Origin of the sequence: Streptomyces blattellae, assembly GCF_009709555.1 — a bacterium.
GTDB classification, from domain to species: domain Bacteria; phylum Actinomycetota; class Actinomycetes; order Streptomycetales; family Streptomycetaceae; genus Streptomyces; species Streptomyces blattellae.
On the sequence record NZ_WJBG01000106.1, the window covers coordinates 46,538 to 59,453 of the forward strand.

At 70.9% G+C, this 12,916-nt stretch carries 13 protein-coding genes and 1 pseudogene; 9 read left to right on the forward strand and 5 right to left on the reverse strand.

Translation table 11 applies throughout. The features are described 5' to 3' along the window. Positions 1–131: 131 nt before the first annotated feature. From GFH49_RS02900 to GFH49_RS02915, 4 genes are all read left to right on the forward strand, one after another. Entirely contained in the window at positions 132–1,121 is a 990-nt protein-coding gene (locus GFH49_RS02900; protein ID WP_155054147.1) for an iron-containing redox enzyme family protein, read from the forward strand. A 48-nt stretch (positions 1,122–1,169) separates the two neighbouring features. Then, positions 1,170–1,835 (forward strand): HemK2/MTQ2 family protein methyltransferase, encoded by a 666-nt coding sequence (locus tag GFH49_RS02905; RefSeq protein ID WP_155054148.1) that lies wholly within the window; start codon positions 1,170–1,172, stop codon positions 1,833–1,835. Then, on the forward strand, positions 1,816–2,031 hold the full coding sequence (locus tag GFH49_RS02910) for a CDGSH iron-sulfur domain-containing protein (RefSeq protein ID WP_155054149.1): 216 nt from the start codon (positions 1,816–1,818) through the stop codon (positions 2,029–2,031). The genes GFH49_RS02905 and GFH49_RS02910 overlap by 20 nt, the downstream gene beginning before the upstream one ends. 136 nt (positions 2,032–2,167) lie before the next feature. Then, entirely contained in the window at positions 2,168–2,581 is a 414-nt protein-coding gene (locus tag GFH49_RS02915) for an anti-sigma factor antagonist (RefSeq protein ID WP_155054150.1), read from the forward strand. A 132-nt stretch (positions 2,582–2,713) separates the two neighbouring features. On the opposite strand, the gene GFH49_RS02920 is transcribed toward GFH49_RS02915, so the two are convergent. Beyond that, positions 2,714–3,145: a protease inhibitor gene (locus GFH49_RS02920; protein WP_155054151.1), complete on the reverse strand. Its 432-nt coding sequence runs from the start codon at positions 3,143–3,145 to the stop codon at positions 2,714–2,716. Positions 3,146–3,469: 324 nt separating this feature from the next. Here GFH49_RS02920 and abmR point away from each other — a divergent pair, with 324 nt between their 5' ends. After that, the gene (gene abmR, locus GFH49_RS02925) at positions 3,470–4,021 is read left to right on the forward strand and encodes an ATP-binding transcription factor AbmR (protein WP_155054152.1); all 552 of its coding nucleotides are present in this window, start codon (positions 3,470–3,472) and stop codon (positions 4,019–4,021) included. A 50-nt stretch (positions 4,022–4,071) separates the two neighbouring features. Next, on the forward strand, positions 4,072–4,767 hold the full coding sequence (locus tag GFH49_RS02930; RefSeq protein ID WP_155054153.1) for an alpha/beta fold hydrolase: 696 nt from the start codon (positions 4,072–4,074) through the stop codon (positions 4,765–4,767). Positions 4,768–4,877: 110 nt separating this feature from the next. Here GFH49_RS02930 and GFH49_RS02935 read toward each other — a convergent pair whose 3' ends face one another. From GFH49_RS02935 to GFH49_RS02945, 3 genes are all read right to left on the reverse strand, one after another. Next, a complete protein-coding gene (locus tag GFH49_RS02935; protein WP_155054154.1) occupies positions 4,878–6,464 on the reverse strand; it encodes an RICIN domain-containing protein in 1,587 nt (528 codons plus the stop codon). A gap of 378 nt (positions 6,465–6,842) precedes the next feature. Then, entirely contained in the window at positions 6,843–7,220 is a 378-nt protein-coding gene (locus GFH49_RS02940) for a toxin Doc (protein WP_155054155.1), read from the reverse strand. Between the two features lie 3 nt (positions 7,221–7,223). Continuing rightward, positions 7,224–7,469: a hypothetical protein gene (locus GFH49_RS02945; RefSeq protein WP_155054156.1), complete on the reverse strand. Its 246-nt coding sequence runs from the start codon at positions 7,467–7,469 to the stop codon at positions 7,224–7,226. A 149-nt stretch (positions 7,470–7,618) separates the two neighbouring features. On the opposite strand from GFH49_RS02945, the pseudogene GFH49_RS02950 reads away from it, so the two are divergent. From GFH49_RS02950 to qcrB, 3 genes and pseudogenes are all read left to right on the forward strand, one after another. Further along, positions 7,619–8,112 (forward strand): annotated as a pseudogene (locus GFH49_RS02950) (2OG-Fe(II) oxygenase). A 109-nt stretch (positions 8,113–8,221) separates the two neighbouring features. Beyond that, positions 8,222–9,151, forward strand: a complete 930-nt coding sequence (sigJ, locus tag GFH49_RS02955) for an RNA polymerase sigma factor SigJ (protein ID WP_155054157.1) — start codon at positions 8,222–8,224, stop codon at positions 9,149–9,151. Further along, positions 9,148–10,674, forward strand: coding sequence for a cytochrome bc1 complex cytochrome b subunit (gene qcrB / locus GFH49_RS02960; RefSeq protein ID WP_155054158.1), 1,527 nt, complete (start codon positions 9,148–9,150; stop codon positions 10,672–10,674). The genes sigJ and qcrB overlap by 4 nt, the downstream gene beginning before the upstream one ends. On the opposite strand, the gene GFH49_RS02965 is transcribed toward qcrB, so the two are convergent. Continuing rightward, a complete protein-coding gene (locus GFH49_RS02965) occupies positions 10,619–12,853 on the reverse strand; it encodes a glycoside hydrolase family 9 protein (RefSeq protein WP_155054159.1) in 2,235 nt (744 codons plus the stop codon). The genes qcrB and GFH49_RS02965 overlap by 56 nt on opposite strands. Between the last annotated feature and the right edge of the window lie 63 nt (positions 12,854–12,916).

Here is a 12,916-nt window from a genome sequence, read left to right on the forward strand (position 1 = left end):
CGACCACGCCCCTCGCCGGGACAGTCCCGCGGTGCAGTTGATCATGAGCGACTTCAAGCCGGTCCGGAGTACCCCCGCGGGCCGACACCAACCGGGCGGGTGGCGCCGCGGCGCCCGGGTACTCGGGCCGTATGGACCAGCACCGCCCGGAACCGCCCCTGCCGTCCGCCCGCGGCCGGATCTCCGCAGCGGTCGAGGAGCACCTCCTCGGCACGGGACCGCTGCCGCGCGACGAGGACACCACCGCCGTACCGGCCTACGGCGACGACCTCCAGCTCGCCCTGTACCTGTGCTACGAGCTGCATTACCGGGGCTTCGCCGACGTGCCCCCGGACCGTGAGTGGGACCCGGACCTGCTGCGCGTCCGCGCCGCGCTGGAACACCGCTTCCTGGCCGCCCTGCGCGAGGACACCCCGGTCCACGACACCCTCGAAGGCTCGCTGGCGGAGCTTCTCGTGGAACCCGTCGACGGCTCGGGTGTCACCCATTACCTGCGCGACGAGGGCGAGTTGTGGCAGCTGCGCGAGTACGCGGCCCAGCGTTCCCTGTACCACCTCAAGGAGGCCGACCCGCACGCCTGGGTCCTGCCGCGGCTGTCGGGCCGGGCCAAGGCGGCCATGGCGGCGGTGGAGTTCGACGAGTACGGCGGAGGCCGCCCCGAGCGGCTGCACGCCCGCCTGTTCGCCGACCTGATGACGGACCTGGGCATGGACCCGACATACGGCCGCTACCTCGACGCGGCCTCCGCCGACGCCCTCGCCACGGTGAACCTGATGTCCCTCCTCGGCCTGCACCGGTCCCTGCGCGGCGCCCTGGTGGGCCACTTCGCGGCGGTCGAGATCACCTCGTCGCCCGGATCCCGGCGCCTGGCCGACGCCATGCGCCGCACGGGAGCCGGCCTGGCCGCCGCGTTCTTCTACGACGAGCACGTCGAGGCCGATGCGGTCCACGAGCAGGTCGTACGCCACGATGTGATCGGCGGCCTGCTGGAGGCGGAACCGCACCTCGCGGGCGACGTGGCTTTCGGCGTCGACGTCACCGGATACCTGGAGGACCGTCTCGCCGCCGCCCTGCTCACGGAGTGGCGCACGGGCCGGTCGTCGCTCCGCGGAGGGCTCTGAATCAAGGCATATCCGGTATCTCATGAAATTACGGGTACCTGGGGACGCATGAGCGCTCTGGCGATTCCGCTGGCCCCACCCGGCGTGTACGCCCCGCAGGACGACACCGCCCTGCTGGCCGGAGCCCTGGCCCAGGAACGGCTCCGGCCGAACGCGGAGGTCCTCGACGTGGGCACCGGCACGGGCGCGCTGGCACTCCAGGCCGCACGCCGGGGCACGCGGGTGACCGCGGTGGACGTGTCATGGCGGGCGGTGTGGACCGCACGGCTGAACGCCCGCCTGGCCGGACTTCCGGTCCGCATCCGGCACGGGGATCTTTTCGCCCCGGTGCGCGAGCAGACGTTCGACCTGATCCTCGCCAACCCTCCGTACGTGCCGGCGCCCGGCGCCCGCCCGCAGCCGCGCGGCGAGGCGCGGTCCTGGGACGCGGGCCGCGACGGCCGGTTCGTGCTCGACCCGCTCTGCCGGGACGCGCCCGCCCTGCTGCGCCCGGGCGGAGTCCTGCTGGTCGTCCATTCCGCACTGAGCGGCCCCGGCCGCACCCTCGAACGTCTGCGTGGATCCGGCCTGAGGACCACCGTGACACTGCGGCGTCGCATCGCGTTCGGCCCGGTGCTGAGCGCCCGGCAGAGCTGGCTGCGGGAGCGGGGCCTGCTGACCGCGGCCCAGGACAAGGAAGAGCTGGTGGTCATCCGTGCCGAACGCCCCCGCTGACCGGCCGCGTCGCATCACCTTCCACGAACCGGGCCCACTCCTCGTGGACGGACCGGTCGAGGTGGAACTGGAAGACGGCACCACCGTGACCTCCGACCGCTTCCGGGTCGCCCTGTGCACCTGCCGGCGCAGCCGCCGTCACCCCTGGTGCGACACCAGCCACCGCAAGCGGACGCGGCGCACGCGCGAGAAGTGACCGAAAGTCAATACCCTAAAGGGAAGTTCACCAGGTCGGGTGAACCAGATCCTGCGGGCCGCTCCACAGGGATGGTCAAGACCGCACCGGGGTACCTACCGAGATCGAATGCGCCCCCTGCCGAGGTGGAGCGGACATGACGCCGGAAGCAGACGACCGAGCCCGCGAGCCGGCCGAAGGCACGGTCGTGGACGCCTTCGGGGCGGCGCCGCCCACGCGGAACAACCATGCCCGAACGCGGCTGCACGGTCCGTTCATCGTGGTCGAGGCCGCCGGTGACATCGATCTGGCGACCGCCGGGTTCCTCGCGGAGCATCTCGACGCGGCGACCGCGGGGCCGGAGCCGGATGTGCTGGCCGATCTGCGGGGCGTGGCCTTCTTCGACTGCTCCGGCCTGCGTGTGCTGTGCCGGGCCGAGGAACGCGCCTCGGCGCGCGGCGGCCGGCTGCGGATCGTCGCGACCGATCCACGCCTGCGCCGGCTGCTGCGCGCGTCGGGACTGCTGAACCGCTTCCCTCCGCTTCCCGGTCTCCCGAAGGAACGGGAGTGAAGCGAAGGGCCGGCGAGCGGCCCCACTCCGCCCGCCGGCCTTGTGCGAGATCACAGGGCCCCCGTCACAGGGCTCGCACTCCCCAGCCACGCGCCCTGCTGGTGATCACGGGGGCCGTGCGATCCCGGTCCCTCAGAACGTGAAGACGCTCGTCCCGTAGGAGTTCTTCACGCACTCGTTGGCGAAGGTGCGCTCGTAGGAGACGCGCTTGCCCTGCCAGACACCGTCGACGGTGACGACCACCGGGTCGTACTGCCTGGTGCACAGCACGCCGTCTCTGCTCTTCAGCGCGCCGAAGTCACCGTCCGTGCCGCGCAGTTCGGCGCAGGCACCGGCGGCCTCCGGATGGGTGCCGGAGGCCGTCGGGGCGCAGGTCAGGGTGACCGCGCGTTCCGGGGTGACGGTGGCCGCGCGTTCGCCGTGACCGGCGGTGAGCACCAGCGCCGAGGGGGCGTAGAGCGAGGCCGGGGCGGCCGGGGCGGTGAGCGCGGTTGCGGTGAGGGGTCCGCAGACGGCGGTGGCCGTGAGGCCGAGGGTCGCTGCCCAGCGCGCGGTGTTCCGCATTGTGTGCTTCCTTCCGCTCGAAATCGGGGTGTGCCTCAGCCGGCTCGATCGGTGCCGGATCGGCGAGCGCGAGTCTGCCGACTCCGCCGCCGGAGGTCACATCGAACCCACGGGTTTCAGTAACATTGCGTGTTGAATCAGTGGCGTGAAGTCACGGAACTCGAACGTTCCAAGCCCTTGACCAAGCCACTCCTGATCGTCGAAAGCGCTTGAGTGGCCGGTTTCCCGGTGCTTGTCAATCGTCCTGAAACATTCCGGTTCCGCCCTGGGCGCACTCCGTCGTGGTCTCTTGCTTTCCCTCCAGAACGGCGTAATCGTTGTTACATGATTACGAAAGAGCAACGAGAGAAGCTGCGCGGCTGGTTCGCCGGCCGCCTGCCGGACGATCTCTTCGAAGAGCTGGTCGAGGTGGCGGTGGACCGCGAGGAGGTCACCGTCATCGGCCGGATCCCCGGACCCCGCCTCGCAAAGGACGCCCCGGCGGCCGAGCGTGAGGCGGCCGTGCAGGGCCGGATCGAGGAGTTCCGGGAGCGCACCCGGGAGGCCCGGATCGCGGTGGCCCGCGAGGCCGAGCACCGGTTCCGCCGGAAGGTGTCCTGGGGCGTGGAGTGCGGCGGTGAGCGCGCCCTGTTCACGCATGTGGCCGCGCCCGTCATGACCCGGCTGCGCCAGCCCGAACGTCAGGTCCTGGACACGCTCATCGCCGGCGGGGTCGCCCGCAGCCGCAGCGACGCCCTCGCCTGGTGCGTACGCCTGGTCCAGCGGCACACCGACGACTGGCTGGCCGAACTCAGGGACTCCCTGGAACACGTCCAGCGGGTGCGCGCCCAGGGACCCGACACGGAAGCCGAAGACACTCCGGCAGACAGCGAGTAGGGAGGAGGGAGCGACGCGCCGTTGTCAGACCCCTCGACTACGGTGCGGGCATGACTCATTGCGTGTTGGTGGCGGGAGCATGGCTCGGGGCATGGGCGTGGGACGAGGTGGCGGGCGACCTGCGCGCGGCCGGTCATGAGGCGCATGCGCTGACGCTGTCGGGCCTGGCCGAGAAGCGGGGCGTGACGGCCGGGCAGCAGACCCATGTCCAGGACATCGTCGACGAGGTCGAGCGCCTCGATCTGCGGGATGTCGTACTGGTCGGACACAGCTACGCGGGCGTGCCGGTGGGGCAGGCGGCGGAGCGGATCGGTGACCGGCTGGCCCGTGTGGTGTTCGTCGACTCCAATGTCCCGGTCGACGGGGAGTGCTTCCTGTCGGGCTGGCCGAGCGAGCAGGTACGCAAGGAGATCGCCGCGCACGACGGCTTCTGGCCATCGGCGGGGGTCGACGACTTCGCGGGCCAGGGCCTGACGGACGAGCAGATCGCCCGGATCGTCGTCGGCGCGACACCCCACCCGGGCGCTACCCTCACCGAACCGGCCGTCCTGGCCCGCCCGGTAGCCGACCTCCCGGCGACGTACATCAAATGCCTGCTCGACGGCGAAGAGCCCATGGACGCGGTGGCCGAGGCGCTGAAGAGCGACCGCTGGGAACTCGTGCGGATGGACACCGGCCACTGGCCGATGTTCTCCCAGCCCCGCGAACTCGCCCGCATCCTGCACGAGTCGGCGACCCGGCCCTGACCCTCCCCTCCTGCCTGCCGGTCGGCATGGTCTGCGTATCCTCGCCGCGCCGGAGTCGGAACCGGTGCCATGCGCCGACTACGGACTGCGCCGCGGTGACCGCCGCCGCCTCACGTGCGCTGACGGGGCGGCGTTCCTTGCAGCCGGCCTGATCCGCCGGACGGGCCTTGCGCGGTCCCCGTGGACGCCTGGTCGGTCAGCCAGCGCTGCTCGGCGGAACCGTCACCGACCTTGACGACGATGTCGGCGCCCTCGTCCTTCGTGGTGGACGTCAGCGCGAGCCCCTCCTGCCAGCGGGCCAGCAACTCGCCCCGCACGGTGAGGTCGTAGCGCACGTCGTCGCCGCGCTCGGAGTCCTCAGGGGCACAGGTGCCGAGGATGACGACGCCGGCGTCCACGTGCGAGTCCAGGCACAGGTCCGGGTTGGCCACGCTGCGCAGCAGTCCGTCGACTTCGTACGACCACTGCTGGGTCTCGGCGGACGAGCAGGCGGCCAGTTCGGTCCCGGCGCCGGCCTCGGCCTCGCCCCGGATGTCCAGGCACAGGTCGGCGGCCTCGTTGCGCAGCGTGGACTGCAGCGGCGCGGGGGGGAGTTGGGCGGTGCCCGGCCGGGAGGCCGTTCCCGGGTAACCGGTCGCGGCGGCGGACTCGCTCGGGTCGATTCCATCGTCCGAGGCCCACAGGCTGGACACGAGCACGCTCGCCAAGAGCCCGGCGGAAGCGATACCCACGCTCGTGAGCAGCACCCGGGTGGGCCGCGGCGCCTGAGCGATACGACGACGGGCGGGCGCGGGGATGCGGGACAGGATCCGCTGGCGTGCCTTGCCGTGCCGGCCCGAGCCGCGTGGCCGTGCGCCCTGCTCGGCGCGGCCGGGACGGGAGTCGAGATAGCGGCGCGCGCCCCAGCCGAGCACGGCCTCGGCGAGCAGCACACCCAATCCGCCCTCGAAATGGCTCAGTTGCTCGGCGGCGAAACGACAGTAGCGGCACTCTCCGAGATGCTGCTGGACATCCGGCAGCAGTGCGCCGCCCCGGCGGATCGGGACGTCGAGGAGACGGTTGTAGAAGCGGCAATCCTTACTCGGCGCGAGTTCCCGATGGGCATGTACACAACCCTCGCGGAATTTTTCACGGGCCTGTTCGAGAGCGGCCGCCGCGGTGACGGTGTCCATGCCCAGCAGCCCGGCGGGAACGGTTATCGGTTCCGCCTCCACCTCGGTGTGCCACAGCAGGCACCGGGAGAGTCCGGGAAGGGCGTGGAATGAACGCTCCGCCAGCTTGCGATTTTCCGGCGTCATGGACTTCGCGGCACGCATACCGCGGCCGCCGGCGGGTTTCACCAAATCCGGCAGTACACCGGATATTCGCTCCTCGGCAGACCACTGTCCGACGGTGTCCCGTACGGCCACGAGGAACCGCGGGCGCACCGCGTCGGCCGACTCGCCCAGCGCCAGCCGGCCGAGAACCTGGTGAAACGCGGCGGCGGTGACCATGGAGGCGACGTCCGACTTCGCGGCGAGGCAGATGACCGCGTATTCGTGAGCGGGCCGCCAGTGCCGCGCCATCAGCAGCGCGACGGAAGGCGAGGCCTCGGCGTCCGTACGGCCTCTGAGCCGGGTGGCGAGGCCCTCGTCGGATTCTCCGGGAACCCCGCCGGGCGGGGGGTAGGGAGGCCGAGGGGGGTGGGGGGTGGGCACTGAGCGGATTCCTTCCCACGCGCAGGTGACTCTCAGATGTGCTGGCCGCCGAAAAAGGAACTCCAGCCTGGTGCGTACCTTTTGGGCGACGACGCGGGGAGCGTGAATTCACGAGTGCCGATCCGGCCCTGTTCCCCCCAGGACGAATGCGGCTCCACCAATGCCCCCCACATGTGTTGTTCACCCTTGCACAACACACTCATACCAACAAGGCACTTGGGCAACATCCGCCTCATTGGAAGAAGGTCAGAAGCAGCGCCAACTCACCTCTGGGCACCCGTTTTCCCGATTCTCCATGTGCCTCGTGCGAATCGGGCGCACTCGCCAGTGCGCCGCGCACGCGCCCCGGCGCACGCCCCGCGCAGCCCAATGGAGGTGTCAGATCTGCCATGAGCGCAGCCGGTCTGCCGCGCCGTAGACGTCCACCTTGCCGGAGATCAGGTCGCGGGCGAGGTCGACGAGGGCGCCGTACGGCGGGTCGATACCTACGTCACTGACGAACATGTAGGCCACGGCGGTGGCGCAGGCAAAGCGGGCGTTGGCCGACGGCAGCGGCTTGAGCAGGGCGAGGGTGTGCAGCAGGGCGGCGGCCCGCCAGGCCGGGTCGGAGTCCACGCCGAGGCGCGGGGGGTCGACGCGGTGGCGGGCGACGGCCGCGACCAGGGCCGAGAAGTCGTTGATGGTCGGCTGGTCGGGCAGGACCTCTTCGTGGCGCTGGAGCAGCCACGGCACGTCGATATGGACGACGGGACCCATCGGTCAGGCGACCTGCCCCTCGCTCTTGGCCTTCGGTTCGTCGTCGGGAAACGCGGCCGCGAACTCGTCGGCATGGGACGCGAAGAATCGGCGGAAGGCCTCCGCACCCTCCTGGAGGGCACGGTGGCGAGCTATGTCGGCGGCGGCGGCCTCACGCACGAGCGCCTTCATCGACGTACCCCGCTCCTTGGCGATCTGCCGCAGGTCCTCCAGTTCGCGGTCGCTGAACTCCACGTTGAGGGCTGGCATGCACTTCAGGGTACCGCGCAGGTACTTACGCGTAAATACCCCCAGGTCACGACGCCACTACTGCGGTACCGCAAGGTCGGCACACCCGGCACACGGACCGGGCCCGCCGACGCGTCGACGGGACGGACCGGGCCGCCCCCGCCGAGGAGTTGGACGCGTACGGCAGCGCGCGGACGGGCCGGCTGCCCACCCCCGCGGAGTGCCGTGACCTGGCGGCATACCGCTGCTTCACCCATGACCTGCCCGCCCCGGTGGCCGCCCTGCGCGCCGCGCACTTCCGCGCCTGCCGCCCATCGCCCGTGCCCGGTCGGCCCGGCTCGACCGCCCCGCGCCTTGGCCGGACTCGCTCGACGAGTGGCCGGAGCGCTGCCATGCGGCCGGGCGGGACCGGTCGGCGCAGATCCTGCCGCGGTACGGGGAGGGCGACTGGAACGCGCTGCACCCTGATGAGCGGCGGCCCAGGGCCCAGCCCCGGGGCACCGCCACCGCGCTCGTTCAGGGCCACGGCCTGGTCTTCACGACCCGCGACCGGCCCGTGCGCATCCGGCGCGGCTGGTCGGCCGGGGCGATGCGGCACGGGGTGAGCCCGGTGCGCTCCGGCCGCCGGCGCTCGCCGGGGCTCGTCTTCCACGACGCGTCCTGAGCCGCGCCGGGCAGGTGGTGAGACGTAGGTCACAATCCGGCCGTCGGTGTCACAACCCGGATCCCCCCGGCCCTCCCAGTAGTGAGCGCACCACTGCGGAGGCCTGCCCATGTCCGAGTTCCCTGTGCCCGACACCGACGAGCGGCTCAGCGAGGCGACCGGAGTCTTCGTCGACCATCGTGAGCTGCTGTTCGGCCTCGTCTACAACATCCTGGGCAGTGTCGCGGACACCGAGGACGTGCTTCAGGAGACCTGGCTGTCCTGGACGGCCCGTGGCCGGGGCCGCGACCTCGACGGGATCGGCAACCCCCGGGCGTATCTGGTCCGTATCGCCGTCAACCACGCCCTGGGACGGCACGCCGCGCTCAGCCGCTCCCGTGAGACCTACGTCGGCCCCTGGCTGCCGGAGCCGCTGGTCGCCGGCGACGGCGCCGACGATCCCGCGCTGCGCGCCGAGTCCGTGTCGCTGGCGATGCTGGTCGTGCTGGAGTCGCTCACGCCGCTGGAGCGTGCGGTGTTCGTGCTCCACGAGGTGTTCGGGTACCCCCACACCGAGATCGCGGAGCTGATCGACCGCACCCCGGCGGCCGTACGGCAGTTGGCGCACCGGGCGCGGGCGCATGTGCATGCGCGCCGGCCTCTGTACCAGGCGCATCCGCGGGTGCGCCGGGAGGCGACCGAGCGGTTCGTGCAGGCGGCCCTAGGCGGGGACATCGCCGCGCTGATGGAGATCCTCGCGCCGGACGTGACGGTGTGGTCGGACGGCGGCGGCAAGCGCAAGGGCGCGGGACTGCGCCCGGTGCACGGCCGGGACAAGGCGGTCCGCCTCATCGGCTCGCTCGGCACCCGGGGTGCCGGGCGGGGCCTGGAACTGCACCACCGCCGGGTCAACGGCGACGAGGCGATCGTGCTGTTCCAGGGCGACGAGCCGTACGCGGTGCTGGTCATGGATCTCACCCCCGAGGGCGACCGGGTGTCCGGCGTCTACATCGTCGCCAATCCCGACAAGCTCACGCACGTCCGCAAGGAGGAGGAGTGACCACCACCGTGCGGCCCGGGAAGGGCGAGCGGCTCGCCGACTGGTTCGACGGCCGCCTCGGCACCCATACGCTCGGCAGGAAGTACCTGCGGAAGGTCTTTCCCGACCACTGGTCGTTCCTGCTCGGCGAGGTCTGCCTGTACAGCTTCATCGTGCTGATCCTCACCGGCGTGTGGCTCACCTTCTTCTTCCATCCCTCGATGAACGAGGTGGTGTACCACGGCGGTTACGTCCCGCTGAACGGCGTCCGGATGTCCGAGGCGTACGCCTCCACCCTGGAGATCAGCTTCGATGTGCGCGGCGGGCTGCTGATCCGGCAGCTGCACCACTGGGCGGCGCTGATCTTCGTGGCCGCGATGCTGACGCACATGATGCGGCACTTCTTCACGGGTTCGTTCCGCAAGCCGCGTGAGGTCAACTGGCTGTTCGGCTGGTCCCTGCTGTTCCTCGGCCTGTTCGAGGGGCTGATGGGCTACTCGCTGCCGGACGACCTGCTGTCGGGGACGGGGCTGCGGTTCGTGGAGGGCGCGCTGCTGTCGGTGCCGATCGTGGGGACGTATCTGACGATGTTCCTGTTCGGCGGCGAGTTCCCCGGCGACGACATCGTGGCCCGCTTCTACTCGCTGCACATCCTGGTGGTCCCCGGCATCATGGCCGCGCTGGTGGTGGCGCACGTTCTGCTGGTCTTCTACCACAAGCACACGCAGTTCGCGGGCCCCGGCCGGACCGAGCGCAATGTCGTCGGCTCGCCCTTCATGCCGGTGTACATGGCGAAGGCGGGCGGCTTCTTCTTCCTGGTCTTCGGCGTGCTCACACTGATCGCGGCGGTCGCGACGATCAACCCGGTCTGGCAGTACGGCCCGTTCCGCGCCGATCAGGTCTCCACGGGCGCCCAGCCGGACTGGTATCTGGGGTTCGCCGAGGGGCTGGTCCGGGTGATGCCGGGCTGGGAGATCGGTCTGTGGGGTCACACACTGGTCATGGGCGTGCTGGTCCCGGTCGTCGTCTTCCCGCTGCTGCTGGTCTTCATCGGCGTGTATCCGTTCCTGGAGGCCCGGATCACCGGCGACAGGCGGGAGCACCACCTCCTGGACCGCCCGCGCAACCGCCCGGTCCGTACGGGCATCGGCGCGGCCTGGATCAGCCTCTATCTGATCCTGCTGGCGGGCGGCGGCAACGACATCGTGGCGACCCGGCTCCATCTGTCGGTCAACACGGTGACGTGGGCGGTCAGGATCGCCGTGTTCGTCGTCCCGGTGGTCGTCTTCACCGTCACCCGGCGCGTCTGCCTCGGCCTCCAGCTCCGGGACAGGGAGCTGGTGGCGCACGGCCGGGAGACCGGCGTGATCAAGCGGCTGCCGCACGGCGAGTACGTCGAGGTGCACCAGCCGCTCGATCAGGCCCGGCGCCACACCCTGACCGCCCATGAGCGGCCAGGGCGACCGGTGGAGGTGGAGCGGGGGAACCTCAGGCCTGATCCGCCACGAAGGACGCCATCCGGGTCAGGGCGGAGTTCCAGTTGACGGTGTGCTCGTTGGTCGACCAGGACTGGATGTCGTCGATGTAGCAGAACTGGCCGACGCAGCCCTGGAGCCTGCTCTGTGCGTAGGGGTCCTGGATGCTTGAGTTGGGGCCTCCGGCGAGCGTGCCCCTGGGCGGGTTCGGCTGATTCGGGTCGAGCTGGTGGGCGTACCAACGGCTGTGCTGGTTCTGGGAGCTGACCTCGCCGTAGCCGGTGACGTAGGAGATGTTCAGCGCGTTGCGGCCCAGGACGTAGTCCATGCTCTGCAGCGCGCCGTCCCGGTACTTCGAGGCGCCGGTGAGGTCGTAGGCGGTGGCGATGACGACCGCGTTGTGCAGGATCTGGTGGTTGGAGCCCCAGTCGTAGAGGTTGTCCTCGGGGGCATACGGCATGCCGTACGGCTGTGACGTCAGGGTGGCCAGGTACCTGTCGGCACCCTTGATCACCGACTGGCGCACCGTGTCCCGGCCGGGCAGCCTGCTCGGAACCGTCGCCAGGTCCAGCCGGCCGGCGGCCGCGGTCCTCGACCAGTCGTAGCCCAGGGGACCGTAGATGTCGGCCGTGTGGACCGGCGAGTTCAGGATGTGCTTCTCGAACTCCTTTTCCCCGGTGGTGAGATACAGCTCGGCGGCGGCCCAGTAGAACTCGTCGGTCGCGTCGGTGTCGGGGTAGGCGCCGCCTCCGGTGCCGTCGTTGGGGTCGGGGTGGAGCGCCGGGTGCGCGAGCGCCGCGGACCAGGCCTTCCGGGCGGCTGCCAGTGCCTCGGTCGCGAACTCCCGGTCGTAGGGCCGGTACAGCCGCGCCGCCTGCGCGGCCGTCGCCGCCAGGTTCAGGGTCGCCTCGGTCGTCGGCGGGTGCAGCTCGCGCTTCTGCGGATCGTCACTGGGCAGCAGGGGCAGGCCGGTCCACTGCTCGTCGTGCACCTTGTGGTGGGCCATGCCCGCGAGCGGCTGCCCTTCCGGCACCTGCATCCGCATCAGGAACTCCAGCTCCCAGCGGGCCTCGTCGAGGACGTCCGGCACCTTGTTGCCGCTCTCCGGTATGGCGAGCGAACCGTCGCCGAGCTTCGCCGGGTCGCCGGTGCGGGCCAGCAGAGAGCGTTCGTAGGTGCTGAGCACCTCCCAGGTGGAGATGCCGCCGTTGACGACGTACTTGCCGTGGTCGCCGGCGTCGTACCAGCCGCCGGTCACGTCGAGCGTGTAGTCGCAGACGCCGGGCTGGCAGGGCACGTTCGCGTCACCCTGGTTGGGCGCGACGTTCACATGGCCGGCCGGGCGCCCGTAGCCGGGCCGCAGGTCGTCGCGGATCGCGACGCCGCTGCGCTGTGTGTAGTAGTACTTCATCGCGTCCACACTCAGCTGCTCGTAGGCGCGCGCGTCGATGTCGAACGGGCGGCTCGTCTCCCCGTCGGCGACCAGCGTGAAGCCCTGACCGCGCCCGCGGTGGCTGCCGAAGTCGATCGAGTGGACGTTCTGCGCGGACGAGGCGTCGGTGCCGCGCGGCACGGTCCAGCCGCGGGCGACCGTCTTCCCGGCGGCGCTCTTCAGCTGCCAGGGCAGTCTGCCGGTGGCGTCGGTGACCAGCGTGGCGTTCTTGGGACCGGAGGGCAGATAGGCGACCTGGTTGACGCGCACACGCGGCCCGGTGTCCGGCTCGTACGGCTCCGGCTCCACCCCGCCCAGCAGCGACACGTCGTCCATGCAGAACCGCCAGTCGTCCGCCTGGCCGCCGAGCTGGAAGGCGACCTGGCCCTGAGTGGTGTCGACGGGCGAAGTGAACGTGTAGGCATACGAGTTGCCGGAGACGCTCAGCTGCGGGCTCACCTCGAACCAGGTGTCGTACGGGGCCACCGACAGCCCGACGAGGGCGCGCACCACATGGCCCTCGGGCGTGCCGTTCGCGGTGAAGGAGATCCGGTACGACTCCCCCTCCACCAGGGTGATGCCGTTCTGGCCGACGGCCGCGTCCCAGCGGTTGGCGGTGCCGCCCGGCACGTCGGCGCAGAGCTGTCCGCCGGACAGACCGGCGGTGACGTTGCTCGTCGTCCACCACGGGTCGGTGGTGGTGTCGAAGGTGCCGTTCTTGAGTTGCTCGACCTCGTCGGCAGCGGCGGGCAAGGCCGTGACTGCCGCCGCCAGCAGGGCCGTCAGGGACAACAGGGCGGTTCTGCGTCTGTTCACGTCTGGGCTCCTCGGGAGAGGTACGGGCGACGCTACCGAAGTGGGAGCGCTCCCACATGCGGG

Excerpts from the sequence above, each read along its gene's own strand:
- GFH49_RS02900 (WP_155054147.1), top strand. The coding sequence starts at position 132 with ATGGACCAGCACCGCCCGGAACCGCCCCTGCCGTCCGCCCGCGGCCGG.
- GFH49_RS02905 (WP_155054148.1), top strand. The coding sequence starts at position 1,170 with ATGAGCGCTCTGGCGATTCCGCTGGCCCCACCCGGCGTGTACGCCCCG.
- GFH49_RS02915 (WP_155054150.1), top strand. The coding sequence starts at position 2,168 with ATGACGCCGGAAGCAGACGACCGAGCCCGCGAGCCGGCCGAAGGCACG.
- GFH49_RS02920 (WP_155054151.1), bottom strand. The coding sequence starts at position 3,145 with ATGCGGAACACCGCGCGCTGGGCAGCGACCCTCGGCCTCACGGCCACC.
- abmR (WP_155054152.1), top strand. The coding sequence starts at position 3,470 with ATGATTACGAAAGAGCAACGAGAGAAGCTGCGCGGCTGGTTCGCCGGC.
- GFH49_RS02930 (WP_155054153.1), top strand. The coding sequence starts at position 4,072 with ATGACTCATTGCGTGTTGGTGGCGGGAGCATGGCTCGGGGCATGGGCG.
- GFH49_RS02940 (WP_155054155.1), bottom strand. The coding sequence starts at position 7,220 with ATGGGTCCCGTCGTCCATATCGACGTGCCGTGGCTGCTCCAGCGCCAC.
- GFH49_RS02945 (WP_155054156.1), bottom strand. The coding sequence starts at position 7,469 with ATGCCAGCCCTCAACGTGGAGTTCAGCGACCGCGAACTGGAGGACCTG.
- sigJ (WP_155054157.1), top strand. The coding sequence starts at position 8,222 with ATGTCCGAGTTCCCTGTGCCCGACACCGACGAGCGGCTCAGCGAGGCG.